General features: G+C 67.6%; 31 protein-coding genes and 1 riboswitch. Of the genes, 19 read left to right on the top strand and 12 right to left on the bottom strand.

The annotated features are described in order from the left end of the window. Positions 1-2: 2 nt before the first annotated feature. From E3O48_RS02930 to E3O48_RS02945, 4 genes are read left to right on the top strand one after another with little or no spacing between them, the layout of a single operon-like run. A complete protein-coding gene (locus E3O48_RS02930) occupies positions 3-827 on the top strand; it encodes a phosphate/phosphite/phosphonate ABC transporter substrate-binding protein (protein WP_134537254.1) in 825 nt (274 codons plus the stop codon). Continuing rightward, positions 821-1,819 carry a radical SAM protein gene (locus tag E3O48_RS02935; RefSeq protein ID WP_134537255.1) on the top strand — a complete coding sequence of 333 codons (999 nt, stop codon included), beginning with the start codon at positions 821-823 and terminating at the stop codon, positions 1,817-1,819. Before E3O48_RS02930 ends, E3O48_RS02935 begins: the two co-directional genes overlap by 7 nt. Positions 1,820-1,836: 17 nt before the next feature. Next, entirely contained in the window at positions 1,837-2,382 is a 546-nt protein-coding gene (locus E3O48_RS02940) for a DoxX family protein (protein WP_134537256.1), read from the top strand. Next, complete coding sequence (locus E3O48_RS02945) at positions 2,379-2,771, top strand: hypothetical protein (RefSeq protein WP_134537257.1); 393 nt, start codon at positions 2,379-2,381, stop codon at positions 2,769-2,771. The genes E3O48_RS02940 and E3O48_RS02945 overlap by 4 nt, the downstream gene beginning before the upstream one ends. Here E3O48_RS02945 and E3O48_RS18160 read toward each other — a convergent pair whose 3' ends face one another. Next, entirely contained in the window at positions 2,772-2,906 is a 135-nt protein-coding gene (locus E3O48_RS18160) for a hypothetical protein (RefSeq protein WP_255453691.1), read from the bottom strand. A 30-nt stretch (positions 2,907-2,936) separates the two neighbouring features. Then, positions 2,937-4,529: an oleate hydratase gene (locus tag E3O48_RS02950; protein WP_134537258.1), complete on the bottom strand. Its 1,593-nt coding sequence runs from the start codon at positions 4,527-4,529 to the stop codon at positions 2,937-2,939. Positions 4,530-4,671: 142 nt separating this feature from the next. Between E3O48_RS02950 and E3O48_RS02955 the strand changes: the two genes are divergently transcribed. After that, positions 4,672-5,316, top strand: a complete 645-nt coding sequence (locus E3O48_RS02955) for a TetR/AcrR family transcriptional regulator (RefSeq protein WP_198413018.1) — start codon at positions 4,672-4,674, stop codon at positions 5,314-5,316. 70 nt (positions 5,317-5,386) lie between these two features. Here the strand turns inward: E3O48_RS02955 and E3O48_RS02960 are convergent, their stop codons facing one another. Beyond that, the gene (locus tag E3O48_RS02960; protein WP_134537259.1) at positions 5,387-5,632 is read right to left on the bottom strand and encodes a hypothetical protein; all 246 of its coding nucleotides are present in this window, start codon (positions 5,630-5,632) and stop codon (positions 5,387-5,389) included. A gap of 498 nt (positions 5,633-6,130) precedes the next feature. Between E3O48_RS02960 and E3O48_RS18275 the strand changes: the two genes are divergently transcribed. After that, positions 6,131-6,289 (top strand): helix-turn-helix domain-containing protein, encoded by a 159-nt coding sequence (locus E3O48_RS18275; protein WP_134537260.1) that lies wholly within the window; start codon positions 6,131-6,133, stop codon positions 6,287-6,289. A 50-nt stretch (positions 6,290-6,339) separates the two neighbouring features. Here the strand turns inward: E3O48_RS18275 and E3O48_RS17510 are convergent, their stop codons facing one another. Continuing rightward, positions 6,340-6,492 (bottom strand): hypothetical protein, encoded by a 153-nt coding sequence (locus E3O48_RS17510; protein ID WP_166788595.1) that lies wholly within the window; start codon positions 6,490-6,492, stop codon positions 6,340-6,342. A gap of 201 nt (positions 6,493-6,693) precedes the next feature. Between E3O48_RS17510 and E3O48_RS02975 the strand changes: the two genes are divergently transcribed. The 3 genes from E3O48_RS02975 (at position 6,694) to E3O48_RS17515 (ending at position 8,382) form a co-directional block, all read left to right on the top strand. Then, the gene (locus tag E3O48_RS02975) at positions 6,694-7,848 is read left to right on the top strand and encodes a glutamate--cysteine ligase (protein ID WP_134537261.1); all 1,155 of its coding nucleotides are present in this window, start codon (positions 6,694-6,696) and stop codon (positions 7,846-7,848) included. A 144-nt stretch (positions 7,849-7,992) separates the two neighbouring features. Then, on the top strand, positions 7,993-8,166 hold the full coding sequence (locus E3O48_RS02980; RefSeq protein WP_134403289.1) for a CsbD family protein: 174 nt from the start codon (positions 7,993-7,995) through the stop codon (positions 8,164-8,166). Between the two features lie 51 nt (positions 8,167-8,217). Beyond that, positions 8,218-8,382, top strand: a complete 165-nt coding sequence (locus E3O48_RS17515; RefSeq protein WP_166788596.1) for a DUF2207 domain-containing protein — start codon at positions 8,218-8,220, stop codon at positions 8,380-8,382. A gap of 455 nt (positions 8,383-8,837) precedes the next feature. On the opposite strand, the gene E3O48_RS02985 is transcribed toward E3O48_RS17515, so the two are convergent. From E3O48_RS02985 to E3O48_RS02995, 3 genes are read right to left on the bottom strand one after another with little or no spacing between them, the layout of a single operon-like run. Beyond that, positions 8,838-9,167: a hypothetical protein gene (locus tag E3O48_RS02985; RefSeq protein ID WP_134537262.1), complete on the bottom strand. Its 330-nt coding sequence runs from the start codon at positions 9,165-9,167 to the stop codon at positions 8,838-8,840. Continuing rightward, the gene (locus E3O48_RS02990; RefSeq protein WP_241982375.1) at positions 9,164-9,805 is read right to left on the bottom strand and encodes a hypothetical protein; all 642 of its coding nucleotides are present in this window, start codon (positions 9,803-9,805) and stop codon (positions 9,164-9,166) included. Before E3O48_RS02990 ends, E3O48_RS02985 begins: the two co-directional genes overlap by 4 nt. Continuing rightward, positions 9,802-10,377 (bottom strand): RNA polymerase sigma factor, encoded by a 576-nt coding sequence (locus E3O48_RS02995; protein WP_134537263.1) that lies wholly within the window; start codon positions 10,375-10,377, stop codon positions 9,802-9,804. Before E3O48_RS02995 ends, E3O48_RS02990 begins: the two co-directional genes overlap by 4 nt. A gap of 152 nt (positions 10,378-10,529) precedes the next feature. On the opposite strand from E3O48_RS02995, the gene E3O48_RS03000 reads away from it, so the two are divergent. The 6 genes from E3O48_RS03000 to E3O48_RS03025 all read left to right on the top strand — a co-directional run bounded on the left by E3O48_RS03000 (position 10,530) and on the right by E3O48_RS03025 (position 14,641). Then, positions 10,530-10,985 (top strand): Asp23/Gls24 family envelope stress response protein, encoded by a 456-nt coding sequence (locus tag E3O48_RS03000; RefSeq protein WP_134537264.1) that lies wholly within the window; start codon positions 10,530-10,532, stop codon positions 10,983-10,985. 166 nt (positions 10,986-11,151) lie between these two features. After that, complete coding sequence (locus E3O48_RS03005; RefSeq protein ID WP_134537265.1) at positions 11,152-11,325, top strand: CsbD family protein; 174 nt, start codon at positions 11,152-11,154, stop codon at positions 11,323-11,325. Positions 11,326-11,459: 134 nt separating this feature from the next. Further along, positions 11,460-12,545 carry an iron-containing redox enzyme family protein gene (locus E3O48_RS03010; RefSeq protein WP_134537266.1) on the top strand — a complete coding sequence of 362 codons (1,086 nt, stop codon included), beginning with the start codon at positions 11,460-11,462 and terminating at the stop codon, positions 12,543-12,545. Positions 12,546-12,568: 23 nt separating this feature from the next. Then, complete coding sequence (locus E3O48_RS03015; RefSeq protein ID WP_338145170.1) at positions 12,569-12,775, top strand: CDGSH iron-sulfur domain-containing protein; 207 nt, start codon at positions 12,569-12,571, stop codon at positions 12,773-12,775. A 121-nt stretch (positions 12,776-12,896) separates the two neighbouring features. Continuing rightward, entirely contained in the window at positions 12,897-13,994 is a 1,098-nt protein-coding gene (locus E3O48_RS03020; RefSeq protein WP_134537268.1) for a YihY/virulence factor BrkB family protein, read from the top strand. 65 nt (positions 13,995-14,059) lie between these two features. Then, on the top strand, positions 14,060-14,641 hold the full coding sequence (locus E3O48_RS03025) for a hypothetical protein (protein ID WP_134537269.1): 582 nt from the start codon (positions 14,060-14,062) through the stop codon (positions 14,639-14,641). A gap of 1 nt (position 14,642) precedes the next feature. On the opposite strand, the gene E3O48_RS03030 is transcribed toward E3O48_RS03025, so the two are convergent. The 5 genes from E3O48_RS03030 to E3O48_RS03050 all read right to left on the bottom strand — a co-directional run bounded on the left by E3O48_RS03030 (position 14,643) and on the right by E3O48_RS03050 (position 20,605). Continuing rightward, entirely contained in the window at positions 14,643-15,620 is a 978-nt protein-coding gene (locus E3O48_RS03030) for a magnesium transporter CorA family protein (RefSeq protein ID WP_241982376.1), read from the bottom strand. Between the two features lie 28 nt (positions 15,621-15,648). Then, entirely contained in the window at positions 15,649-16,005 is a 357-nt protein-coding gene (locus E3O48_RS03035) for a hypothetical protein (RefSeq protein WP_134537271.1), read from the bottom strand. A 126-nt stretch (positions 16,006-16,131) separates the two neighbouring features. After that, the gene (gtfA, locus tag E3O48_RS03040) at positions 16,132-17,622 is read right to left on the bottom strand and encodes a sucrose phosphorylase (protein WP_134537272.1); all 1,491 of its coding nucleotides are present in this window, start codon (positions 17,620-17,622) and stop codon (positions 16,132-16,134) included. A gap of 283 nt (positions 17,623-17,905) precedes the next feature. Next, positions 17,906-17,978: riboswitch (cyclic di-GMP riboswitch) on the bottom strand. A gap of 177 nt (positions 17,979-18,155) precedes the next feature. Next, on the bottom strand, positions 18,156-19,754 hold the full coding sequence (locus E3O48_RS03045) for an APC family permease (protein WP_134537273.1): 1,599 nt from the start codon (positions 19,752-19,754) through the stop codon (positions 18,156-18,158). Between the two features lie 179 nt (positions 19,755-19,933). Further along, positions 19,934-20,605, bottom strand: a complete 672-nt coding sequence (locus tag E3O48_RS03050; protein ID WP_134537274.1) for a TetR family transcriptional regulator — start codon at positions 20,603-20,605, stop codon at positions 19,934-19,936. 50 nt (positions 20,606-20,655) lie between these two features. Between E3O48_RS03050 and E3O48_RS17520 the strand changes: the two genes are divergently transcribed. The 4 genes from E3O48_RS17520 (at position 20,656) to E3O48_RS03065 (ending at position 23,801) form a co-directional block, all read left to right on the top strand. Further along, positions 20,656-20,811 carry a hypothetical protein gene (locus tag E3O48_RS17520; RefSeq protein ID WP_166788597.1) on the top strand — a complete coding sequence of 52 codons (156 nt, stop codon included), beginning with the start codon at positions 20,656-20,658 and terminating at the stop codon, positions 20,809-20,811. A gap of 132 nt (positions 20,812-20,943) precedes the next feature. Further along, positions 20,944-22,329 (top strand): MBL fold metallo-hydrolase RNA specificity domain-containing protein, encoded by a 1,386-nt coding sequence (locus E3O48_RS03055; RefSeq protein WP_134537275.1) that lies wholly within the window; start codon positions 20,944-20,946, stop codon positions 22,327-22,329. 39 nt (positions 22,330-22,368) lie between these two features. After that, on the top strand, positions 22,369-23,139 hold the full coding sequence (locus E3O48_RS03060; protein WP_198413019.1) for a TetR/AcrR family transcriptional regulator: 771 nt from the start codon (positions 22,369-22,371) through the stop codon (positions 23,137-23,139). Between the two features lie 80 nt (positions 23,140-23,219). Beyond that, a complete protein-coding gene (locus E3O48_RS03065; RefSeq protein WP_134537276.1) occupies positions 23,220-23,801 on the top strand; it encodes an enoyl-CoA hydratase/isomerase family protein in 582 nt (193 codons plus the stop codon). Positions 23,802-23,935 lie beyond the last annotated feature (134 nt).

The raw sequence follows: 23,935 nt of genomic DNA on the forward strand, positions 1-23,935 counted from the left end.
GGATGTCGAAACTCGTCGGAGCCCCCCTGCTCATCGGGGCAGTCGCCTACACCCCCAACGTCGTTCCCATCTGGGAAGGCATCCGCGAATATTTCGACGAACCGGAAACGGCGATGGATTTCGTGCTGTTCTCGAACTATGGCCGCTTGGTCGACGCACTGCAGGCGGGGATGATCGACATCGCCTGGAACACGAATCTTGCGTATGCGCGGGCCGTTCTTCAGACCGACGGGCACGTGCGGCCACTCGCAATGCGCGACACGGACGCCACATTTTCAACGGTGTTCGTCGCGGCGGCGGGAAGCGGCTGGTCCGGCCCCGGCGACATCGCGACCCGGCGCCTGGTCCTCGGGTCGGCGGACTCAGCGCATGCCGCAATTCTGCCGCTGCACTATCTGCGTGAAGCCGGCGTGGATGTCGATCACCTGCACATTCAGCGCTTCAACAGTGACATCGGCAAGCACGGTGACACCGGTCGCAGCGAGCTGGACGCGATCGATGCGGTGCTCGCCGGTGATGCTGATGTCGCTGCGATCGGTATCACGGTGTGGGAGAACATCGGCCGCGGCGACCTCATGCCGGGCATGCTGGAGCCGGTCTGGCAGACCGAAACCTACTCGCACTGCATGTTCACCGCGCTCGACACCCTGCCCGAGTCGGTCTATGCACCGTGGGTGTCGAAGCTGCTCGCCATGGACTGGGAGGTTCCGGCACACCGGCGCATCCTCGAACTGGAGGGTCTGACCCGATGGGTCGAACCACACCTCGAGGGCTACAACGGACTGTTTGCGGCGATCAAGGAGCAGGGCGTGGACGCCCGATGGTAGTCATGGCGCTGATGCGCACCGTCGAGCAAATGGCCGAAGGCGACACGGCAGAGTTTGCGGTGGCCTCGGCGAGCGAACTGGAACTCGTGCGCCGATGGTGCGAGAAAACGGGCAACACCCTCGTCAGCACCCTGATGGCCGAACAGGACACCGGCCACGTGACCGTGGGCCGAGGACGGCCGCGCAACCCCGGCAGCATGATCCCCGCCGACCGGATGCCCGGGGCGAGGCTCTGGCTCTACACGAACTTCCACTGCAACCTGGCCTGCGACTATTGCTGCGTCGCCTCGTCGCCGAAGACCGATCCGCGATTGCTCGGCATCGACACCATTCAGGCACTCGTCACCGAGGCCGCCGACTGGGGCGTGCGCGAGCTGTATCTCACGGGCGGCGAGCCGTTCCTGCTGCCGGACATCGACGTCATCGTGCGGGCCTGCGCCGACCGGCTGCCGACCACACTGCTGACCAACGGCATGCTGTTCCGCGGCCACGGGCTGCGCAAACTACAGGCGATGCCTCGTCAAGGTTTCGCGCTCCAAATCAGTGTGGACTCACCCACAGCAGAGGTCCACGACTCGCACCGCGGCGCCGGGAGCTGGGAACGGGCCCTTGCCGGCATTCGGGTCGCACTCGACGAAGGTTTCACCGTGCGGGTCGCGGCGACGATCTCAGCGCACGACGACCCGGCCCTCGATGAGCTGCACGCGCTATTCGACGGGCTCGGAATCCCGCGAGCCGACCAGGTCATCCGCCCCATCGCGCATCAGGGCGTCGCCGAAGAGGGGGTCGCGTTCACGCGCGAATCTTTGATCCCCGAGGTGACCGTGACGGCGGACGGTATCTACTGGCATCCCGTCGCCGCCCTTGACGAAAACGCGCTCGTGAGTCGCCAGATACTGCCCCTTGCCCCCGCGCTCGACCGGGTGAGCGAACTCTTCACCCAACAGTGGTCATCGGCAACGGCGACCACCTCGATGTTCGCCTGCGCTTGAAACGAAAGGAGAGCGCCATGACCACTACCCGCGCCATCGCGCCGACCCAGATCAACCAGATCGAGACCGGGCGTCTCACTCGCGCGGTGCTTGCCGCCGTGCGGATCGCAGTGGGGTTGATGTGGCTACAGAATGTGAACTGGAAGCGCCCGCCCGACTTCGGGCAAGCTGCCCAGAATGGCCTCTACCAGTACACCGCGGATGCGGTGCAGAATCCGGTGCTCGGAGCGTTCAGCTGGCTGGTGCAGAATGTCATCTTCCCCAACTTCGCTCTCTTCGGCTGGGGTGTGCTGATCGCAGAATTCTGCCTCGGCGCGTTCCTGCTCGTGGGATTCCTGACACGCTTCTGGGCGGCCATCGGCATCCTGCAGACCATCGCCATCACCCTCTCGGTGCTGAACACCCCCGGGGAGTGGCAGTGGAGCTACTACCTGATGTTCGCGGCGCAATTCGTCATTCTGGCAACCGCCGCCGGAAGGATCGCCGGCGTCGATGGACTGCTGAGACCCCGGTGGTCGCTCGCCTCGGGTCGGCCGGGTCGGATTGCGATGGCCCTCTCATGAGCGCCGGCACTCCTACCGGTAGTACTGCTTCCACCTCAGCAATCTGGCGCACCCGGGGCCTGATCGTCGCCGGTTTCACCGCGCTCAGCTCGCTGTTCTCGCTGCTGCACTACACGCCGCTGCAGTTCGTCTCGGTCAACCTTGTGCAAGCACTCGTCCTGGTCATGCTCGGTGCCCTCGCCGCGCTCGGCTGTGCACTACGGATGCCCGCGCTCCTGCTTGCGGCCGGAACGATCCTCATCGTCGTCGGGCTGGTGCGCCTCGTCACCTACGCTGCGACGATCGGCATTATCTCCGGCTCTGTCAACGCCGCCGCCCTGATGACCGGACTCGGCACCGCCCTCACCGCCATTTGGATCACTTCGCGGCCGATGCCGAAGCGTAGTTAGTCATCCACCCTGGTGGATGGCTCGCCGTGGCCGATCTGCGCCCGCGAAGTCGACAGTGGTGACGCTCGTGCCGAAACGCACGTCGACGCGGCGAGTGCCGAGGATCTTCTCGCTCATCGCCAGCAGGCGTGTCATGTCGAGCCGGTCGCACGCGTGGCGTGCTTTTCAGTAGGCGGCCCGGAGCGCCTTGACGAGGACCTTCGGGTCGCGGAGGCCACGGAAGATCGGCGGGATCTCCCGGTCGACCCTGAGAAGCTCGTACACCGCGTGCATGGCCCCGTGGATCGAGTACTCCACGGTGAACACCACGTCGCCGGGAAGCTCGGTGAACTGACCGAGGAACGCGAAGTTCTGCGCTCCGTCGGGGATGACCTTGGGGCGGTCCCCGGGAACGCGCCGGGCGAACAGTGCGGAGGCGTACGGCATCATCGAGGTTGTGACGTCGGTCGTGGCGAGCACCTCGTCGAGGATGTCCTCGAAGCCGAGCTGGTGGATGAGCTCGGTGAGGATCTCGGTGCCGGTCGCCTGCGACATCTTCTTCTTGATGTAGTCGCCCTCGTTGTCGATCTCCAGCCCCCAGCCCCACATCGTGTAGGTGCCATCGGGCTGATTCGCGAAATGGGGCTGGCCCACCACGACCGCCGACAGATACCAGCCCGATTCGATCAACGTCGTCATGGCGCCGGTGCCCAGCTCGTTGCCGGTGTACTCGACCCAGCGCTTGATCAGAGTGTCGCTGTGCATCGTGAGCGTGAACGACTCCCATTTGCTCTCGTCGACGTTGCCGCAGAAAGTGTTGGGGCGGCCGAAGTCGGGCTCCTTCCTGGCCAGTTCCTCCCACAGGGACCAGCTGCCGTCCACGCGGTCCCGGATCAGTGCGGGCACGGTGTCGTTGCCGCCGTAGGTGGTGTCGGCGACGATGGATCCGATGGTGAGAAAGGCGAGGTCGTTCCGGTCGAGGTTGATCGTCGAGCTTCCGGTCGAGTCCTCCACGTGCAGGCGCGTCGCGCGGCGGCGCTGGGGGGAGTGGGTGAAATCGACATCGGTGACGCGCGTGCCGAAGCGGACGTCGACGCCCTGGGCCACCAGCCAACGTTGGAGCGGCACGATCATCGAGTCGTTCTGGTTGTACTTCGTTCGCCGCACCCCGGAGAGTGTGTCGAGGTTGTCAAACTCCTGGATGAAGCGCAAGAAGTAGCGGCGCAGCTCGGCAGCGGAGTTCCACTTTTGGAACGCGAACGTGGTGCGCCACATGTGCCAGAAGTTGGTCTGCAAGAAATGCGCACTGAAGAGGTCTTCGATGCGGCGGGCGCCGAGGGCCTTCTCGCTCAGGGCGAGCATGCGCGTTATCTCCAGCCGGTCGCGCGGGGTCAGGCCGTAGTCGCCGGCGTTCAGGATGCGGTGTCGCGCATCAGCCAGCCGTGCCTTGCCATGGGTCTCGTGCTTGTCGTTCCAGTCCAGGATCTCCTCCCGGACGGTGACGTCCGGGTTCTCGAGTGAGGGGATCTGCGAGAAGAGATCCCAGGTGGTCTGGTACACCTCTTCGCAGAACATCCGGGCCCCGCGCGTCACCATGGCGCCGGGCATGGCGGGGGAATCCACGGCATCCATGGCACCGCCGACGTGCCCCAGCTCCTCGAGGATGTGGATGTTCCCGCCGGGCACCCCGGCGTCGCGGATGGCGAAGGCGGCGGCCGCCATACCGGCGATTCCGCCGCCGACGATCCACAGGTGCGCCTGTTTCGGGTCGATTGTCATGGTCGTGCCTCTCCATCAGCTCTCGCTACACATTCGGACTCTGCTCATTTCGGAGCGTAGTCCGTATGTTAGATTTGGTGCAAGTCGGGTCGAAAGCGTTCGAACACGAGCCTCGCCACCCCGTTCGGAAGGATTGCCACTCGTGACACCTACGCAGGCCCCGCAGATGCTGGCCACCGTCGGCCGGCGTGCGCGCAACAAGGCCGACAAGCAGGAACGGATCTTTGCGGCTGCCGAAGAGCTGTTCACGAGGCTGGGCTACTCGGCCGTGACCACGCAGATGATCGCGGACCGGGCGGACGTCGGAACGGGCACGCTGTTCCGCTACGCCGACTCCAAGGCGGAACTGCTGATGATGATCATGAACGAGAAGATGCGGCTCGACACCCGCGAGGGTATCGCCGCCGCCGCGTCCGGCACGTCACCGACCGAGGCGATCATGGCACTGCTGGCACCCCAGATCCACCTGCCGCCGGCCTGCCCGGAGAACACCGCCGTGTATCAGCGGGAGATCCTCTTCGGCACCGAGCAGGGGCAGTACCGCACCGAGGCGCTCGCCCGGATCTCCGAACTCGAGAACGCGATCGGGGACATCCTGGAGAGGTTCACCAGCACGCACCGGGTCAGGCCGGGGGTTGACCTCACAGGTGCGGCGCGAACCACCTTCTCCACGCTGCACATGGAGCTGATCCGCGTCAACATCGGTCGCGGGGACCCCCGGACGCTGACGGCGACCCTGCGCTCACATGTCGACGTGCTGTTGTACGGCGTGCTCGCCCCGAGGTGACGAGAGCTTCGAAACCGTGGTCGTCACCCGGAAACGCAGGATCGGGCCCCTGAGGCACGGCCGGCTCCGCTCAGCCGATCCGGGCCACCGTCGCCGCGTAGCCGTCGGTGACGCCGATCTTCACGGCCACGGAGAGGCCGGTCGTCTCGTGGGCGACCAGGACCGAGTTGGCCGACGGCGCGCGGCGGGTGAGGGCATCCACTTCGGTCGTGATCGCGGTGGCGATGAGCGGAGCGGCCGGGAACAGGGTGTCGACTCCGGGCACGGCGAGCACGGCCTCGTCGAGACGGTCGGCCTGGGGGAGAACGTCGCTCATCGCTGCTCGGATTCGCTCGGGGGAGTGGCCGGCCTGAGGTACAGGTCGCGGATGGTGATGTCGATCGCGGCGATGGTCAGGTCCGTGTGCTGGCCGAGGGCCGCGTAGAGGGCCTGGCGCAGGGCCTGCGCCCTGGCCGGGATGTTCTCCCCTCCTCGTCGCGCTCGGAATCAAGCCCGGCGAGAACGGCTCGGTCTACCTGGTCAAGAGTTTCCTGGTGGGATGGACGGTCTCTGGCTTGTTGAACTCTTCAGTTTGAAGCACCGGTACACGTTCATGACCACCGTGAAGGAAGTGGGATCCGTGCTGTCGGGCGGATTGGGGCCGATCATCGCGGCGGCCGTCGTTGTCGCCACGGGCCCAGCTGGGTTCCCGTGGCCGCAATCATCATGGCCTACGCCGCAATCAGCTTGGTCAGCGGCTACTTCGCGCCCGAAGCCCGGGGCCGCGACCTGAACGCAGAGGAAGACGCGTGCTGACCGGGGGGAAGCGGTGCGGATGGAGGCAGCGTGCAGCCTCCTCGAGACGACCGGGCTGGCAGTGGGGGAGATCGCGCGAGCATGCGGATTCGGAACCCCTGAAACCATGAATCGAGCGTTCCGGCGTCGCCTCAACACCACCCCCGGCAACCATCGAGATCGCTTCGGGCCCGCCTGACCCTCATCCGGGCCAGGGGCTTCCGGCCCGTGCAGTTATGTGCCGGTTACCTACGCGATCAAGTTGTGCAGATCGACCCCGAAGAGGGCAACGAGAGGCCACAGCACAACCGCCGCCAGACCCTCCAGAATGTTGCCGGGAACATTCCATGCCACCAAATAGCCCTGGGTAGCAGCGACCACTACCCCGATCACCAGATACACGATCCCGATCAGACCTATTCCGCGACTGCCTATTCCGCGCCTGCTCATTTTGCGCCTGCCAATTCCGACTCTCGTCGCTCATCTGCCCCGCGGGTGTGTTTCCCGTCATAGTAGCGCTGGAGTGGTCCTCCTTCGATTCCTGGGCGCGGTCCGGGCGCGAGCGTTCGCACAGAATGGCTGTCGCTGGTCCACAATGACGGCATGCGCACGTTCGGGGTCGAGGAGGAACTGCTCATCGTCGACCCTGCCGACGGTCGGCCGCTGCCTCTGGCCAGCGAGCTCCTGGCCTCCAGCAGGACCGCGGCTGGTGTCTTGTCGGCGGTCGGCGGCGCCGTCCTCGCGCTTGAATTCAAACAGGAGCAGATAGAGGTTCAGACCAGCCCGTGCTCAAGCCTTGATGGCCTGTTCGAGGAAATTCTCCGGGGGCGCGACACGGCCGACGCCGCTGCGCGGGCCGTAGGGGCCCGGGTCGCCGCCCTGGCCACGTCCCCGGTGGCGACGGCCCCTCACACGACTCCTGTTCCTCGGTATGCGGCCATCATGGACAGCTTCGGCGTCACGGCCAGGGACCAGTTGACCTGCGGGCTGCACGTGCACGTTTCCGTCGATTCGGACGAGGAAGGTGTAGCGGTACTGGACCGGATCCGCATCTGGTTTCCGGCGCTGGCCGCCCTGAGCGCGAATTCGCCGTACTGGAACGGTGATGACACGGGGTACGCCAGCTACCGGACGCAGGCTTGGGGCCGGTGGCCGACCGCTGGGCCGGTTAAGCTGTTCGGCTCGGCTGCCGGTTACCACGCCTTGATCGCCGGGTATATCGCGTCCGGCGTTCTGCTGGACGAAGGGATGGTCTACTTTGACGCCCGGCTGTCCCGGAAGTACCCCACTGTAGAGGTCCGCGTGAGCGATGTCTGCTGGTACGCCGAGGATGCCGTCCTCATCGCGGGGCTGGTCCGTGCGCTGGTGGAGACGGCCGTAAGAGAATGGAGGCGCGGCATCCCACCGCGCCCGGTCCCGGCCGCGTTGCTTCGCCTGGCCCTCTGGCGGGCCAGCCGGTCTGGAATGAACGGTGATCTCCTGCACCCCGTGGACAACCGGCCGCAACCGGCGCCGGAGGTTATCGAAGCACTTCTCAGCTACGTCAGCGCCGCCCTGGCCGATTCCGGTGACCTCGCCTGCGTGCGATCCGGGCTGGCCGCCATTACGCGGAGGGGAACCGGGGAAGGCAGGCAACGCGCCATGCTCGCTCGCACAGGAGAGCTATCCGCCGTGGTCACCGATGCCATCCGTTCAAGCTGTTGCTCGCAGTCGCCTGGCAGGAGCGCCGCCGGTGGCGGGATCCTCAGCACGGAGTGAGTCACGAAAGCGGTGCATGTGTCCAGCTCATTGTTGCGGCCCTGGCGCGAGAGTATCGTCATTGGAAAGAGGCTGGTCCGGAATGCTGAAGATGCGATCAGCCGGCGCAGCCTCACTATCTTCGACCGACGTGAGGTGGGAACAATGAGTGAGGCCGACAAGATCAGGAACGCGGCTGAAAAGGCCGCGGGAAAGCTCAAGGAGAGCGCAGGCAAGATCGCGGGGGACAAGTCGCTCGAGACTGAAGGCAAGACCGATCAGGCCAAGGCGAGTCTGAAGCAGGCCGGCGAACATGTGAAAGACGTGTTTAAGAAATAGCGAACGTCCCCGGTTGTCCGGGGAATTCCGGGAACAATGGAAAGGAACACCATGAACATGCTGCTCATCGTCGTGGCCATCATCGCGGTCGTCCTCTTGCTGACGGGCGGTTTTGTCCAGTCGTTGAATTTCCTATTGTGGGTCGGTGTGATCCTCCTGGTGATCGCGGTGATTGCATTCCTGGTGCGTTCGATGTCGGGTCGCCGAAGCACGTGACACCGCTGAACCGGGCACTGACCGTACGCTGACCACAGGCATATTCTCACCAGCAGCGAAACGTTCGCGAATCGACGTGCGGAGGTCCACCATGAACGAAGAGACAGCGACACCGGCATCTGGCGAAAGCGGGGCGTCTCAGTCTGCGAAGCCAGGAGAGCCGGACGCGGACAGCCCGGTTGGAGATATGTCAGTAGAGGGCGAAACCGAAGTAGGTCCGTACCCGTCCCTGACTCACATCGAAAATATGGAGCAGGCAGACCTGCCAGCAGTAGCCGACAACACCGCCGAATGAGTGCCCAGCCAGGGCGAGTGACGTCGACGGGTTAACCCGCCGAGACTCGGAACCACCACCCCGGACGCCGATCTCGACGGGCGCCACAGGCAACCCTTGGCTCGCGCAAGGCACACGTGGCCACCGCGCGGCTCCGCGTTCCTGCCGACGAAAGGTCCGCTCAGCCGATCCGGGCCACCGTCACCGCGACCTCCGCGATCTCCTGCTCCTCATACTCGCGCAGGTGTTCCACGATAGCGTCGTGCACCCGGCGGCAGACCTCGGTCGCCGGGTAGCCGTCGGTGACGCCGATCTTCACGGCCACGGAGAGGCCGGCCGTCTCGTGGGCGACCAGGACCGAGTTGGCCGACGGCGCGCGGCGGGTGAGGGCATCCACTGCGGTCGTGATCGCGGTGGCGATGAGCGGAGCGGCCGGGAACAGGGTGTCGACTCCGGGCACGGCGAGCACGGCCTCGTCGAGACGGTCGGCCTGGGGGAGAACGTCGCTCATCGCTGCTCGGTTTCGCTCGGGGGAGTGGCCGGCCTGAGGTACAGGTCGCGGATGGTGATGTCGATCGCGGCGATGGTCAGGTCCGTGTGCTGGCCGAGGGCCGCGTAGAGGGCCTGGCGCAGGGCCTGGGCCTTGGCCGGGATGGGCTCGCCCTGGTACACGGCGGCGTCGATCTGGATCGTGATCGGGGTGCCCGGCACGGTCACGTCACCGTCGAGGCGACAGCGGCCGACGATGATGTTCGGGGTCTCGTCGCCCGTCGCCCGCAGGATTCCCCGGACCGCGCCCTCGGTGACCACGAGCTTCGCGGTCGGTGACGAATGCTCGATGGGGATGTCGCGGCCCGAGCGGGCCTCCAGGTTGATGTTCTGCAGGATCGACCTGACCCAGCTGTCGCTGCGGGCCGACTCGCGCTCGACGTCGCTGGAGAGCAGGGAACGCTGCACGCCGTGGAGGCGTTGCAAACTGCGCAGGGCGATCTGGCACTCCGGCGAATCGTCGATGGACGGATCAGCGGGGGCACGATCCCGGTCGAGGTAGTCACTCAGCTCCTCGATCGTGTGGCCGGCCAGGTGGGCCGCCTCACGGTCGGCGGTGTCCAGGTCGAAGGTCAGGAACGGCTCGTCTGGTGAGGTCATCGCCATTCCTCCATTTCCCGGAGCAGAGTTTTGCGTGCTCGAGCGAGCAGGCCACGAACAGTTGAAACCGGCAGCTCCAACTCTTCGGCGATCTCACCGTAGCTGTAATCGGCGAGTTCTCGGAGCGTCCAGCACCGTCGCTGGTCCTCCGGCAGTTCGGCCAGAACGCGTGAGAGTGCTTCGGTCTGAGACTCCGCTTCGGCCAGTCTATGCGGAGACTGGTGCTCGGGTGCGGTTGGTTCGGTGAGATCGATGTTGGCGTGATGGCGTCTCGCCCGCAACCGGTCGATGCTTTTTCGGCTCACGATGCGCATCAGCCAGCTCTTGACGGCGCCGCCGTCTTCGAGGGTGGAGAGCTGCTGCCAGGCCGTGATGAACGACTCCTGCACGACGTCGTCCATTTCGTCGTTCGACCCCAGCACCCGTGAGGCGTACACCCGCATGAGCGGTCCGTATCGGCGCACGATCACCTCGAACGCCCGCACGTCCCCGTCAGCCGCGCGGTCGGCCAGGGTCAGATCGGAGGCCGTGTCGAGTGCGGAGGGGACCTGGTCTCTCAGCGTCGCCGGCATTGCCACCTCTCTCCTGCAGTCACTTCGTATCCCGAGATTTTCGCAGAACCCTGTGACAAATATGCCACGGCTTGCGTCTTAGACGTGAATGAACGAATCGAACCCAGGCCCTGGTCTCGCACGACTGTGGGCCACAACGATTGAAGTCTCCTATGAATCTGAGCAGTACCACTTCGCCGCCGGCCGGCGCTTCGGCGGCCGAGCCCGCGTCGGCGACACGACCAGGCCGCACCATCATCGACGACAGTGTGGTGGTCAAGGTCATCGACGTTGCCGCCCGCGACGTCGCGGGAGTGCATGCGCTCGGCACGGGAGGACAGCGGGCCCTCGGGGCCATTCGTGAAGCCATAGCCGGTGAGGAGAGCGTGGGCGTCACCGTCCGCATCGAGGACGACCGGGTGGGCGTTGACATCTCGCTCGTCGCCGCCTATCCGGTGCCGCTCCCGCAGGTGGCCGCCGATGTCCGCGCCGCGGTGATCGCGGCAGTCGAAGGGCTGGTGGGGTTCCAGGTGACCGAGGTCAACGTGACCTTCGCCGACCTGCACCTGCCGGACGCCGACGACGAGGACGTCCCGGAGCGCTCCGAACGTTCGGTGGACCGGTCATGAGTCACCTTCCGGCATCGCGGGCTGAGCCGACGGAGACTTTTGACGAGCTCCTCGCCGGGACGAGCGACAGTAGCGCTCCGGACACGCATCCACAACCACTGACTTTCGCCTGGCGCACCCGCGCCGAGCTTCCCCCCACGAAACACCGAACGAAAGTGAGACCAGCATGAGCGCATCCGACAAGGCCAGCAACGCCGCAGAGGACCTCAAGGGGAGGGTCACCGAGGCCGTCGGCAAGGCAACCAACGACGACTCCAAAGTCGCGGAGGGCAAGGGCGAGCAGGCCTCAGCCAGCGCGAAGAAGGCCGGCGAGAACATCAAGGACGTCTTCAAGAAATGACGGTTCGGGAGCGTGCGGCGGGCCACCAGGCCTGCTGCACGCATCCCATCCCTTCCGGGGATCGCGCTCGGCCCGAACCCGTTCTCGGGCGTCCCGACCCCATTCAACACAACCTCACCCAGGACCGTGACCTCATGCAGCTCTCCTTCCCGATCGCGCCGTTCCAGGCGCGGGGACCACTCAGCTCCCAGCTCCTGACCGCGCTCTCGCTGCCCGCGAACGACTCCGGCTCCAGCCTCGGCGGGTTCATCGTTGCCACTGCAGAAGCGCTCGCGCGGTGCACCGACATCGTCAACGACGACGATCTCCAACTCTCCCTTTTCCTGCTCTACGGCCTGCACTACGGCGATGTCGTGCAGTCGGACGCGGCGTGGGAATGGCACCCCACGACCATCGTCGCCCGGGTGGCCATCGAACAGGCCCTCGAAAGCACCCTGCGGGCGACCGTGCCCCAACCCCCGCTGCCGGCCTCGAGCCAGGACGCCGTCGCCCGGGCCCTCTACTCGCTGACCATCGACGACCAGGGTCCCAGCCTGTCCCGGTACCTGGCCCGGAAGGCGACCGCGGAACAGGCGGTCGAGTTCATCGTGCACCGGTCGATCTACACTCTCAAAGAAGCCGACCCGCACTCGTGGGCCATCCCACGGCTGACCGGGCGCGCCAAGGCGGCCCTGATCGAGATCCAGGCCGACGAGTACGGCGGCGGACGCCCTGAACGCATGCACTCGAGCCTGTTCGCCGACACCATGCACGGGCTGGGCCTCGACACCCGCTTCGGCGGTTACGTCGACCAGGTTCCGGCACTCGTGCTCGCCTCGTTCAACATGATGAGCCTGTTCGGGCTCAACCGGCGCCTGCGCGGCGCCATCGTCGGCCACCTCGCCGCCTTCGAGATGACCTCGGCGATCCCGAGCCGGCTCTACGGTGACGGCTTCCGCCGCCTGGGCTTCAGCGAGACGATCACCCGCTACTTCGACGAGCACATCGAAGCGGATGCCGTGCACGAGCAGATCGCCGCCCGTGACCTTGCCGGGGCGCTCGCCGAGGACGACCCGCTCACGCTCCCCGACATCATGTTCGGCGCCGCCGCCTGCCTGGCCATGGACGGCTGGGTCGCCGAGCGCCTGCTGGCGAGCTGGCAGTCCGGGCGCAGTTCGCTCCGAAGCCCGCTTCCCGAGTCGACCGGGCGGCCCCTGGCCGGGACTGCGGTGGCCTCGTGACCCCCGCGGCGTCGCATCCTCCCGTGACGATCACGGCCTGCCCCGACGGGCCGCTGCTCGTGCGCGGAGACGTCGAGATCATGGCCCCCGGCGGCCCCGTTCCCCGCACTCGGCGCACCGTGGCGCTCTGCCGCTGCGGGGTATCCATGATCAAACCGTTCTGCGACGGCACGCACAAGCTCGTCGGCTTCACGACCGCGCCGAACGACCCTGCCGGGCCCGGCAGCTGAGACCAGGCGCTCGCACACCGAGTCGCCGAACGACCGGGGGCCGCCATCGAACGGGCGAACTGCGGCCCCCACTCTCCTGACTAACACCCTTGCGAATCGACCGAAGCACGCTGGAGAACCCATGAAACTGCCGGGCAGACGCCATCGTCGCACCGCAGCATCCTCACCTGGGCCGGAGCTTGCCGCTCCTGCCCCCGACGACCCGCGCAAGCCGGCCTCCCCGGCCGACGTCTCGAAACGGGCCTGGCTCTACGCGCTGCGCCGAACGGTGAGCGAGTTCGGCAGGGACCAGTGCACCGACCTTGCCGCCGCGCTGACCTACTACGCGGTGCTGTCGCTGTTCCCGGCCCTGATCGCGCTCGTGTCCCTGCTCGGCGTCGTCGGCCAGGGCAAACGGTCGGCCGACACCCTGCTGTCGATCCTCGGCTCCGTCGCCCCCGCGGAGGCGCTTCAGGTGATCCGCGGCCCGATCGAGCAGTTCAGCACGTCGCCGGCGGCCGGGTTCGCGCTCGTGGCGGGCATCGCGGTGGCGGTCTGGTCGGCATCCGGTTACGTGGGCGCGTTCGGCCGGGCGATGAACCGCATCTACGAGGTCGACGAGGGCCGGCCGTTCTGGAAGCTCAAGCCGGTGCAGCTGCTCGTGACCGTGACCGCCATCCTGCTCATCCTCGTGGCCGCGATCGTTCTCGTGCTCTCCGGCCCGGTGACGGACGCCGTCGGCAACGCCCTCGGCATCGGCGAGACCGCCCGGGTGGTCTGGTCCGTTCTCAAATGGCCGCTCCTCGCGGCCGCCGTCGTGCTGTTGATCGCCATCCTCTATTACGCCACCCCTAACGCCCGGCAGCCCCGGTTCCGCTGGCTGAGCCTCGGCGCGGTGCTGGCCCTGCTCGTGATCGTTGCGGCGTCCGCCGCGTTCGGGTTCTACCTGACCACCTTCGCGGACTATGCGAAGACCTACGGGTCCCTGGCCGGCATCGTGGTGTTCCTGCTCTGGCTCTGGCTGGCCAACCTTGGGCTGCTGTTCGGGGCGGAATTCGACGCTGAACTCGAACGGGGCCGCGAGCTTCAGGCCGGAATCGCCGCCGAAGAGACCATCCAGCTGCCCCCGCGGGACACCCGCACCAGCGACAAGGCGGCCGCGAAGGAACGGAAGGCCGTCGAGGCCGGTCGCCGGATCCGGGACGCCCACCGCCGGGGCCGCCCGGCGAAACAGCCCTAGCCCTCGGGAGGCCGGGTCTGCCTGACGCTGTTCCGCCCGGCGAAGCGAGGTGCTAGCGTGCCGGGATGAAACAGAGAGAGCTCTTCCTCCAGTCGGATGCCGCGTTGCGCTCCGTCATCGACCGGATCACCCCCGCGCAACTGCACCTCCCGGCGCCCGGCGACTGGTCCCGCACGCCCAACCCCGCCCTGCGCGACATCCTCGCGGACCACGCCCGCGACGAGGCCTGGCTGCCCGCCGTGCTGGCCGGACGCACCATCGCCGAGGTCGGCGACGACTACGCCGGCGACCTGCTCGGCGACGACCCGATCGGAGCCTACGACCGGCTCAACGACCTCGCCACCGCGAGTGTCACCGCCGAGCTCGACCCGGAGAAGACCGTGCACCTGAGCTACGGCGACTTCCCCCTCGCCGAGTACCTGCAGCACGTGAGCATCTACCGTGCCTTCCAGGCCTGGTCGATCGCGAAGCTGATCGGGCTGGGCTTCGCGATGCCCGCGCCCCTGGTCGAGAACCTGTGGAAGCAGATCGGGCCGCAGATCCCCGGCTGGCGGGAGATGGGCGTCTTCGGGCCTGAGGTCGACGTGCCGCCGGACGCCGACCGGGAGACACAGCTGCTCGGCAAGACCGGCTACTGGGTGCCCTGACTCAGATCCAGTCGTTGCGCTTGAACAGCACGTAGAGCAGCGCCGACAGCCCCACGATCAGGCCGAGCGAACTGTAGTAGCCGAACTCCTGGCTGAACCCCGGGTAGGGCACGTTCTGGCCGTAGAACCCGGTGATCGCCGTCGGCACGGCGATGATGGCCGCATACCCGGTCACCTTCTTCGTGATCACGTTGAGCCGGTTCCCCTGGATCGCGAGATTGGCCTCGAGGATGCTGGTGGCCAGGTCCCGCAGGCTCTCGGTCCATTCCATCGCCCGCAGCACATGGTCGTAGACGTCCTGGAAGTACGGCCCCATCTCGTCACCGAGCAGGTGCAGGTCGCGGCGGAGCAGCGTGTTGACGACCTCGCGCATCGGCAGGATCACCCGGCGCAGGGTGACCAGGCTCTTGCGGAGCTCGAAGGAACGCCGCTGCACCTGCTCCTGGTCGGCGGTGGGAACGAAGAGCTGGCTCTCCAGCTCCTCGATCTCGTCGTCGAGGGCCTCGACCGCCTCGAAATAGCCGTCGACGAGGTAGTCGAGCAGCCCGTGCACCAGGAACGCGACCCCGTTCTTCGCGAGGTCGGGGGAGGAGTCCCACCGGGCGACGACCTCGTCCACGCCGAAACGGCCGTTCCGGTGCACGGTCACGAGGGCGCGGTCGGTGATGAACGCTGCGATCTCGTGCGTGGTCACCCGCGAGGTGGCCGGGTCGAGGGCGGCTGAGTAGGCGGAGAGGAAGAGGTGGTCGGGATAGCGGTCGAGCTTGGGTCGCTGGCCGAGGCTGAGCGCGTCTTCGACCGCGAGTTCGTGCAGCCCCAGCTCCTCTGCGAGGAGGGCGAGCTCGTCCTCGCCCGGATCGTCAAGGTCGACCCACACCACCGAGTCGGCTGCCTCGAGGTGCTCGGAGACGTCGGCGAGCGAGAAGTCCTCACCGACGAGGAGGCCATCACGGTAACAGCGGGTTCGAGGTGTCTGCACCTCCTCAGTCAACCAGCTATCGCCCGGTTCAGAGCCCGTACAGGTCGTCCCAGCCGTTATTGGACTGTGTACCGGCGTCGGCATAGGCGTATGCGTAGGCCGGTTCGGCGCGGGTGGTCAGCACCCGGGTGCGCTCGCGCAGGTAGGCGACGGCGTCGGCGGTGTCCGGATCCTTGGCCCGGGTCTTCTCCGGCACGCTGAGGAATTCACTGGTCGGGCCGACGACCAGTTGCACCAGCATGGTGTGGCCGTCGTCGGTGAGCGCCGGCAGCTCCAGGAGCTCGGAGCTGTTGCAGACCGGCAGGGCCACCGCCAGTTGCAGCAGCGCGTCCGCTGCGCCGTCGGTGGTGAGGAACGATCTTCCGCAGTACGAGACTCTCTTCATGGAATTGCCTTCCCCCGCGACCGTCTTCGATGGATCAAACCCAGGTCGATGCGGCCAACGTAGCGCGGCCGCGCCGATCCCGCTGTCGGCAGGAATGAGGACACCCGAAAGCGGGGAATGCTCAGGTCACAGGCCGATTCGTTCCCAGCCGGCGAGGCCGGCGGGGGTGTCGATCACCTGTTTGCCGCTGGCATCCGCCAGCTCGATCCGGAAGCTCGGCGCACCGAGCGTGGTGCGCACGGTCAGTTCCGCGCGGGCGTCCCCGTTCGACCAGAGCAGCCGCAGTTGGTCCTCGCCGGGGGTCGCCCAGCTGAATTCGCCGTCGAACGCCGGATGCCCGGTGCGCAGCCGGGCGAGCCCGAGCTGGGCCTGGGTGACCTCGGTGCCCAGGGCCTGGCTGACCTCGTCGGCCGGGTAACGGTGCCGGTTCACGTCGCGGCCGTTCCCGGTCTCGGCGAAGAGGCTGGTGTCGTCGAGTCCGCCGAGCAGGCCGACGTAGTAGACCTGCGGGCGGCCGGGAAGGAAGTGCTGCACGGCGCGGGCGAGGAGGTAGGGCACCGTCTCGCCGGCGAGCGTGCTGAAGAAGGTCGCGTTGATCTGGTGCGGGAGGGTGAACCACTCCGGCACCACCGAGGCGATCGAGGAGTGGCCGTGCGTGGCCACGGCGGCGCGGGCGAAGATGGCGGCCATCTCGTCCTGGCTGATCAACCCGGGACGGTCCCCGTTCGGGCCGGCGTCGATGATTCCGATGCCGTCGTGGGTGTCGAGCACGGTGATGGCGTTCTCCGGCCGGATCTCGAACCAGCGCGCGAGGCGGTCGACGGTGCCGGTGCCGAGGGAGTGCAGCAGAAGCGGGGCGAGCGCGAAGTCGTAGACCCAATCCACGAGCGGGGCGATCGCGAGCTGCTGGCTGTAGTGCGCGTGCACCTCGACCAGCACGTCGACCTGGGCCTGGTGGGCCAGGGCGACGACGACCTTGGTGAACTCGAGAGTCTCCGGCGTCATGAAACTGTCGGTGCCGGGGGTCTTGACGGCGTAGCCGACCGCGTCGAGCCGCACGGTGCTGACGCCCCCATCGGCGAGGGCGCGGAGCACCCGCCGCAGGTAACTGAGCGCAGCCGGGTGGTTCACGTCCAGGTCCACCTGGGTGGGCATGAAGGTCGTCCAGACGAGGTGGCGGCTGCCGTCGGCACCCTGGTAGGCCGTGAATGGCAGGCCGGGGCGGGGACGGTAGAACGCGGTGATCTCCCGCTCAGTGCCGCCGTTCGGGAACACGGTGTCGAAGGTGAGGAACATCCCGGCGAATTCCGAGGCGTCGCCACGGGCCAGCCAGTCGACGAATTCCGCCGAGGAGGACGACACGTGGTTGACGATGAGGTCCGCGGTGAGTCCGCGGGTGCGGGCGAGCGACCGCATCTCGTCCCAGGTGCCGAGGCGAGGGTCGACCGACGCGTGGTCTACGGGGTCGAACCCGGCATCCGCGCCGTCGAAGGGAATGTAGAACGGGAGCACGTGCACGCTCGAGAACGCGCGCAGCGGCCCGTCGAGCACGGCCTGCAACTCGGGGACGGTGCCGCCCAGTCGATCGGCGTAGACGAGCAGCTCAACAGCGGACATTCTGGCTCCCGGCATTCCGGCGGCACACCGGTCGGCGACGCGGCGGCAGTCCGCGACCCGTGAAAGAATCGCGGCACCGGTTCAGAAGTTACGGCACGCGGAAGGTCAGCGCAATTTGCGCGGCACCGCGACGGCCGGCGACGAGCCGAACCAGGAGATCCCGGCGCCGGCGGCCTCCGGGGCGGACTCGTGTGAGGGATCCGTCTGAACCGGGGGAGCCGCCCGCCCGTTTCGAACGTTGGATTCTGGGAAGGGAAAACTCATGCTGTGCCAGTCCTATCCAATCGGTAGGCCGGCTGACCCAGGGTCCCGTGCCTTTGCGACCCCGCCTTGCGACGGGTGTGCCCGTGCGATTGGCGGTGAGAAACCGCCCGGCCGGCATGGGAAGATCAGCAGGCCTCGGAGGCAGTATCGCCGGATGGCGGCGGAACGGCAAGGGCCCCGCCGTGCTGGTCGGTTGTCGACCAGCACGGCGGGGCCGGAGCGGCGGATGTCAGCTGGGGCTGTCGCGGCGGATGGATGCCGGCCTGCCCCTACTCGGGGACCACCAGTGCGGGCGTGTCCTTACGCAGGGTCTCGCCGCGGAAGAAGCTCGGCTGGCGCCAATAGGTCAGGCCCATCACCGCGCCGCCGAGCAGCAGGAGACCGACGCCGATCACGAAGACGAGTCCGATCCCGAAGAGCTCAGAGCCGCTGCCGAAGTCGGGGCTCCAGCTGCTCACCGCGGTCTGCACGAAGACCACGGTGAGAATCAGCCCGCCGAGCCCCGGCACGAGCAGGCGCATCACGAAGTTCCGGATGCTGCTGAACAGGCTCTGCCGGAAATACCAGACGCAGGCGAACGAGGTCAGGGCGTAGTAGAAGCAGATCATCAGGCCCAGCGACATGATCGTGTCACCCAGCACGTCCACGCTGATGACCGTCATGACCGCGTAGAACCCGCCGGCGATGGCACCCGCGGCGATCGTGGCGTAGCCCGGCGAGCCGAACCGCTTGCTGATGGTGGCGAATTTCGGCGGGAGAGCGTTGTAGTGCGCCATCGCCAGCAGCGTGCGCGCGGGGGAGGTCATCGTGGACTGCAGGGAGGAGGCCGAGCTGGCGAGCACGGCCAGCGACATCAGCACGGCGAGCGGTCCCATGATCGGCGACGCGATGGCGGCGAAGATATTGCCCTGGTTGTCGGGGTTGCTCAGGCCGATGCCGTCGACGCCGACACCGGAGACCATCATGGTCGCGACGATGAGGGCGAGGTAGAGGCCGAGCACGACGAGGGCGGTGAGGGTTCCTGCCTTGCCGGCCGTCTTCTGGCCGCCCTTGGTCTCCTCGTTCATGGTGAGGCAGACGTCCCAGCCCCAATACACGAAGATCGCCAGCGAGATTCCGGCGGCGAACTGGCTGAAGCTCTCCACCCTGGTCGGGTCGAACCACGCCCAGTCGAACGGGATCGCCGTCGTCGACGCGGCGGAGCCGGCGCCGATGAGGGCCGTCACGGTGAAGATGCCCAGGACCACCAGCTGGAATCCGACGAGGCTGTACTGCACGAGCTTGGTGGCGTGCAGGCCGCGGTAGCTGACCCAGACGGCGAGAGCGACGAAGGCCAGGCAGGTGGCGATGTTCACGGCGGTGTTGTCGGCCAGCGCGGCCAGGCCGGGATTGCCGAAGACTTCGCCGAGGAAGACGTAGAAGAAACTGACCGCGACGCCGGCCAGGCTGGAGAGCACGATGATGTTGGCGGCGAGCATGCCCCAACCGCCCATCCAGCCGACGAACGGTCCGAACGCCTTGGTGGTCCAGGTGAACGACGTGCCGCTGTCGGGGGAGTCGGCGTTGAGCTCGCGGTAGGCCAGGGCGACCAGGATCATCGGGATGAAGGCGACGATGAAGATCGCCGGCACCTGGAATCCGACCTCGCTCACGGTGGCGCCGAGGGAACTGGTCAGGCTGTACGCCGGGGCGACCGAGGACACGCCCATGACGACGACGGCGAGGAGGCCGAGCTGGCCGCCCTTGAGGCCCTTCCTGGTGATGCCGTGGGTGGATCCGGCCGCGTCGTGCAGCTGGTTGCTGTGCACGTGCGGCTGGTGGTCGCCGGTGGGGGAGGCCGGGGCTGGCCGGGTCGAGAGGTCGGTCATGGTGATCCCTTTCATGCGTCTTCACTGACGATGTGTGGGTGGGGACGGCGGGCGCGAGGGGAGGGATGGCGTCGCGCTGCCGACTAAATGAATTGGGTTCGTTTAGTTTGAGCCGGGCGGCAGAGGAATGCAAGCGAATCCGAAAGAAAAAGATAACATTCCGGATGTTTGCACCGTCCTCAGGCGTCAGGCCCCGGCCTGGTGGCAGGGACAGCCGCGAGCAGCGCCTCGAGCCCGAACTGGAAGGCAACGTCGGCGGGGCGCTCCCCGGTGCTCCGATCCTGGCCGAGGACGGCCGCGGTGAACGTCGGGCTCGAGTCGGCCAGCTCGCCGGTGTCGAAGATGTCGGCCGGCGCGTTGGCGTCGAGGGCGGAGCCGAAGATGAACGACTCGACGGCGACGATGGCCGGGATGATCGTCTCCACTGGCACGCCGGCCCCGGCCAGTCCCACGGCAACGGTCTCGTACATCTTCAGGGTCTCCGGGGCACCCGTCACCGGCAGCACGGCCACCAGCGGAACCAGGGGAGAGTGCCGGGCGAACACGTCCCGGTAAGACCACGCCCAGCGGCGCATGGCGTCATCCCAGGGCTCTGAGCCGAACCCGCTCACGTCGACCATGGTCATCACGTGGTCTTCCAGCCACTGCAGCACCTCCTGCTTGGAGGAGACATGGTTGTACAGCGCGGAGGGAGCGACCTTCAGGGTCCTCGCCAGGCTCGACATGGTGAAACCGCCGTAGCCCTCGGTCGTGATCAGCGCGAGCGCGGCGGCGGTGATCCGGGTGCGCGACAACACCATCTCCAGGGGGCGCCCGGCGCGGCGTGGCGCGGCACTGGCGTCGGCGGTCATCCGGCGGCTCCTCTCGAAGAGCGTGAGATGGCCAGAGTAGACCATCCGAAATGACCGGTCGTCATTTCGCGGAGGCCGCAGAGAGCAATGCCGAGCACGACCGGCGGTCAGAAACCGCAGTGCGTCAGGTCGAGGCTGTGCTGCGCTCGACCACCACCGCCGACCTCCCGGAGCCGGAGCGGCCCGTGGTTCCCGCGAACCCTTGACACGGACCGGCATCAAAATTACCGTGAGGAATGAGCCGGTGGTTCGGCCGATTGCCTCCCCGGAAGGCGGGCGAACCGGCCGAGATGGTGCAGTCGTGCCGGAGTTTCGTCGATCTCTATTGGGTGATCACCATGACGGCACGGTCAGATTCCCGGCTCCAGTTCCTCGGCGCAACCGACTCGGTCACCGGCTCGAGGTTCCTGGTCGAATCGGCCGGTCGCCGCATCCTCATCGATTGCGGCCTGTTCCAGGGTTACAAGCTGCTGCGCGACCGCAACCGGCTCGCCTTCCCGGTGGCACCGGAGTCCCTTGACGCCGTGCTGCTCACGCACGCGCACCTCGACCACACCGGCTACCTCCCCGCGCTCGTGCGAGACGGCTTCGACGGACCGGTCTACACGACGAAGGGGACCGCGGAACTCTGTTCGCTGCTGCTGCCCGACAGCGGCTACCTCCTCGAGGAGGAGGCGAACTTCGCCCGCAAGCGCAAGTCGTCGCGGCACGAGAACCCACGTCCTCTCTACACGGCGGAGGATGCCGTGACCAGCCTCGAATCGTTCCGGCCCCGGAACTTCGACCAGGAGATCGACCTCGGCGGCGGCATCCGGGCCACCTTCATTCCGGCCGGCCACATCCTCGGGGCGGCCCAGATCCGGCTCTCGGTCGGTGAGTCGACCCTGCACTTCACCGGCGACCTCGGCCGGGCAAACGACCCGTTGATGAACCCGCCGCGTGCGCTGGAGGCCGTCGACGTGCTCGTGGCGGAGTCAACCTACGGGGACCGCACGCACGACCCGGCCGATCCCGAGGCCGAACTGGGCGAGGTGATCCGCCGGGTCGCCGGGCGCGGCGGCGTCATCGTGATCCCCGCCTTCGCGGTAGGCCGGTCCGAGACCGTGCTGCTGCACCTCTCCCGGTTGCGCGACCGCGGCGAGATCCCGGCGATCCCGGTCTACCTGAACAGCCCGATGGCGGTCGACGCCGCTGAGATCTACCAACGCCACCAGGGCGAGCACCGCCTGACCGAGGCCGAGTACCGCAGCATGTACGACCTTGCCCGGATGGTGCGGACCGTCGACGAATCCAAGCTGCTCAACCTGCGCGGCGGCCCGATGATCATCGTCTCCGCCAGCGGGATGCTCACCGGCGGCCGGGTGCTCCACCACATCGTGGCGTTCGGATCTGACCCGCGCAACGCCATCATCCTCACCGGTTTCCAGGCCGGCGGCACCCGCGGCGCCGCCCTCCTCCGTGGTGACGACACGCTGCGCATCTTCGGCCGGGACGTGCCGATCACCGCCGAGGTCGTGGAGATCGGGAGCCTGTCCGCCCACGCCGACTCCGACGAGATCATCGAGTGGATGCGTGCCGCCCCGGCCGCCCCCGCGATGACCTACCTCACCCACGGCGAGCCGGCATCCTCCGACACCCTGCGGTTGCGGATCAAGCACGAACTCGGCTGGAACGTGCGGGTGCCCGAACACCTCGAGCGGATCGATCCGGCCGCTCCCCGCTGAGCCCGACCGCCGGGGATTCCGTGATAATTTCGGCAGACCATGACCGTTCCCCCGAGCACCGAGCCCGCGAGCGATGAATCCGCACGCGAGGAGTCACCGCCCGCACGCCAGCGAGCGCTGACCAGGGTCGAGGTCGCCGACGTCGCCGTGCGGCTGTTCCGCGAGCGCGGCTATGAGGCCACCAGTGCCACCGAGATCGCCGAGGCGGCCGGGGTCTCGCGCAGCACGTTCTTCCGACAGTTCCGCTCGAAGGACGACGTGATCTTCGCCGACCACGACGAGCTGCTCGAACAGATCGCGCGCCATTTCGAGTTGCCGCACGCCGACCCGTGGCTGGCCGTGTGCGAGGCGGCGACCATGGTCTTCGAACGGTTCCGGGAGCGTCTGGAGGTCGTGCGGATCAGGGACCTGGTCGTGCGGGAGACCCCCGTACTGCATGACCGGGAGACCGTGATGGTGATCCGGTACGAACGGATGTTCGCCAGCTACCTCAGATCTTCCGCCCCGGCGGTGCCGGCACTGGCCGCCATCCGCTTCGCGGCCGCGGTCACGGCCACCCACAACTACGAGCTGCGCCGGCTGATCCGCTCCACGGCGGATGACCCCCGCGCCGCCGCACTGCCCGCCGAGCTGGCCGCCGAACTCGCGCAGGTGCGCCGGATGTTCCGCCCGGACGGTCGCGCGACTGCGGGACCGGCCCCCGGGCCCGAGTTGGTCGTCGCCGTCTTCCCGGCCTCGATGGACCCCGGCGATCTGGCCAGGGCCGTCGAGGAACGACTCCGCGCGGCGACGGGCACCCCTGCCCTCTGAGACTGAGTTTCACTTGACCTGAGACTGAGTGTCAGGTACAACTTGTACCTACAGCTTTTCGACCGGCGCAAGGGGGCACCGTGAACAGTGTGTGGACCACACGGATCGATGTCTCGAACCGGACCGTCGGTGGCCGCACCATCGCCCTGGTGGTCTTCACCCCGCCGGCGGGCGGGATGATCTCCTGGACGAGGGCAGCCCTGGCCGCGCTCGCCGCCGCCGTCGACGCCATCGACCTGGCCGCGGTCGACGCGGTGGCCTTCACCGGCACCGGCACGGTCTTCGGGGCCGGCGCCGACCTGGTCGCCTTCGGTTCCGTCTCCTCTCTCACGGAGGGTGAGCAGATCGCCCGCGACGGCTACGCGGCCTTCAACCGGCTCGGCCGGCTCGAGCTGCCCACCTTCGCCTTCCTCAACGGCGTCGCGCTCGGCGGTGCGTTCGAGCTGGCCCTCCGCGCCGACTTCCGCACGGTCACCGCCCGGGCGACCAACCTCGGCCTGCCGGGGTGCGCCTCGGCCTCGTGCCCGGCTGGGGCGGGCTGGGCCTGCTCGCCGACCTGGCCGGCCCCGCGGCAGCCGCGGAGATCGCGGTCACCCGCTCCCTCTCCGGCCGTTCCCTCGCGGCCGCGGACCTCGCCGCGTGCGGGGTCGCCGACGTCGTGATCGACGACCCCGACTTCATCGGGGCCTCACTCGCCTGGGCGGCCGCCCGCCTGGCCGGCGTGGCCGAAGCGGACGCGGCGGACACCCCGGCCGGCCCACCCGCCGCCCCGCGGCCCGCCGCGCAGGCGCCCTGG

The sequence above is a fragment of the Cryobacterium sp. HLT2-28 genome (assembly GCF_004402495.1).
Lineage (GTDB): Bacteria > Actinomycetota > Actinomycetes > Actinomycetales > Microbacteriaceae > Cryobacterium > Cryobacterium mannosilyticum.

Excerpts from the sequence above, each read along its gene's own strand:
- E3O48_RS02930 (WP_134537254.1), top strand. The coding sequence starts at position 3 with ATGTCGAAACTCGTCGGAGCCCCCCTGCTCATCGGGGCAGTCGCCTAC.
- E3O48_RS02935 (WP_134537255.1), top strand. The coding sequence starts at position 821 with ATGGTAGTCATGGCGCTGATGCGCACCGTCGAGCAAATGGCCGAAGGC.
- E3O48_RS02940 (WP_134537256.1), top strand. The coding sequence starts at position 1,837 with ATGACCACTACCCGCGCCATCGCGCCGACCCAGATCAACCAGATCGAG.
- E3O48_RS02945 (WP_134537257.1), top strand. The coding sequence starts at position 2,379 with ATGAGCGCCGGCACTCCTACCGGTAGTACTGCTTCCACCTCAGCAATC.
- E3O48_RS18160 (WP_255453691.1), bottom strand. The coding sequence starts at position 2,906 with ATGACACGCCTGCTGGCGATGAGCGAGAAGATCCTCGGCACTCGCCGC.
- E3O48_RS02950 (WP_134537258.1), bottom strand. The coding sequence starts at position 4,529 with ATGACAATCGACCCGAAACAGGCGCACCTGTGGATCGTCGGCGGCGGA.
- E3O48_RS02960 (WP_134537259.1), bottom strand. The coding sequence starts at position 5,632 with ATGAGCGACGTTCTCCCCCAGGCCGACCGTCTCGACGAGGCCGTGCTC.
- E3O48_RS18275 (WP_134537260.1), top strand. The coding sequence starts at position 6,131 with ATGGAGGCAGCGTGCAGCCTCCTCGAGACGACCGGGCTGGCAGTGGGG.
- E3O48_RS02975 (WP_134537261.1), top strand. The coding sequence starts at position 6,694 with ATGCGCACGTTCGGGGTCGAGGAGGAACTGCTCATCGTCGACCCTGCC.
- E3O48_RS02980 (WP_134403289.1), top strand. The coding sequence starts at position 7,993 with ATGAGTGAGGCCGACAAGATCAGGAACGCGGCTGAAAAGGCCGCGGGA.
- E3O48_RS17515 (WP_166788596.1), top strand. The coding sequence starts at position 8,218 with ATGAACATGCTGCTCATCGTCGTGGCCATCATCGCGGTCGTCCTCTTG.
- E3O48_RS02985 (WP_134537262.1), bottom strand. The coding sequence starts at position 9,167 with ATGAGCGACGTTCTCCCCCAGGCCGACCGTCTCGACGAGGCCGTGCTC.
- E3O48_RS02990 (WP_241982375.1), bottom strand. The coding sequence starts at position 9,805 with ATGACCTCACCAGACGAGCCGTTCCTGACCTTCGACCTGGACACCGCC.
- E3O48_RS02995 (WP_134537263.1), bottom strand. The coding sequence starts at position 10,377 with ATGCCGGCGACGCTGAGAGACCAGGTCCCCTCCGCACTCGACACGGCC.
- E3O48_RS03000 (WP_134537264.1), top strand. The coding sequence starts at position 10,530 with ATGAATCTGAGCAGTACCACTTCGCCGCCGGCCGGCGCTTCGGCGGCC.
- E3O48_RS03005 (WP_134537265.1), top strand. The coding sequence starts at position 11,152 with ATGAGCGCATCCGACAAGGCCAGCAACGCCGCAGAGGACCTCAAGGGG.
- E3O48_RS03010 (WP_134537266.1), top strand. The coding sequence starts at position 11,460 with ATGCAGCTCTCCTTCCCGATCGCGCCGTTCCAGGCGCGGGGACCACTC.
- E3O48_RS03020 (WP_134537268.1), top strand. The coding sequence starts at position 12,897 with ATGAAACTGCCGGGCAGACGCCATCGTCGCACCGCAGCATCCTCACCT.
- E3O48_RS03025 (WP_134537269.1), top strand. The coding sequence starts at position 14,060 with ATGAAACAGAGAGAGCTCTTCCTCCAGTCGGATGCCGCGTTGCGCTCC.
- E3O48_RS03035 (WP_134537271.1), bottom strand. The coding sequence starts at position 16,005 with ATGAAGAGAGTCTCGTACTGCGGAAGATCGTTCCTCACCACCGACGGC.
- gtfA (WP_134537272.1), bottom strand. The coding sequence starts at position 17,622 with ATGTCCGCTGTTGAGCTGCTCGTCTACGCCGATCGACTGGGCGGCACC.
- E3O48_RS03045 (WP_134537273.1), bottom strand. The coding sequence starts at position 19,754 with ATGACCGACCTCTCGACCCGGCCAGCCCCGGCCTCCCCCACCGGCGAC.
- E3O48_RS03050 (WP_134537274.1), bottom strand. The coding sequence starts at position 20,605 with ATGACCGCCGACGCCAGTGCCGCGCCACGCCGCGCCGGGCGCCCCCTG.
- E3O48_RS17520 (WP_166788597.1), top strand. The coding sequence starts at position 20,656 with ATGACCGGTCGTCATTTCGCGGAGGCCGCAGAGAGCAATGCCGAGCAC.
- E3O48_RS03055 (WP_134537275.1), top strand. The coding sequence starts at position 20,944 with ATGACGGCACGGTCAGATTCCCGGCTCCAGTTCCTCGGCGCAACCGAC.
- E3O48_RS03060 (WP_198413019.1), top strand. The coding sequence starts at position 22,369 with ATGACCGTTCCCCCGAGCACCGAGCCCGCGAGCGATGAATCCGCACGC.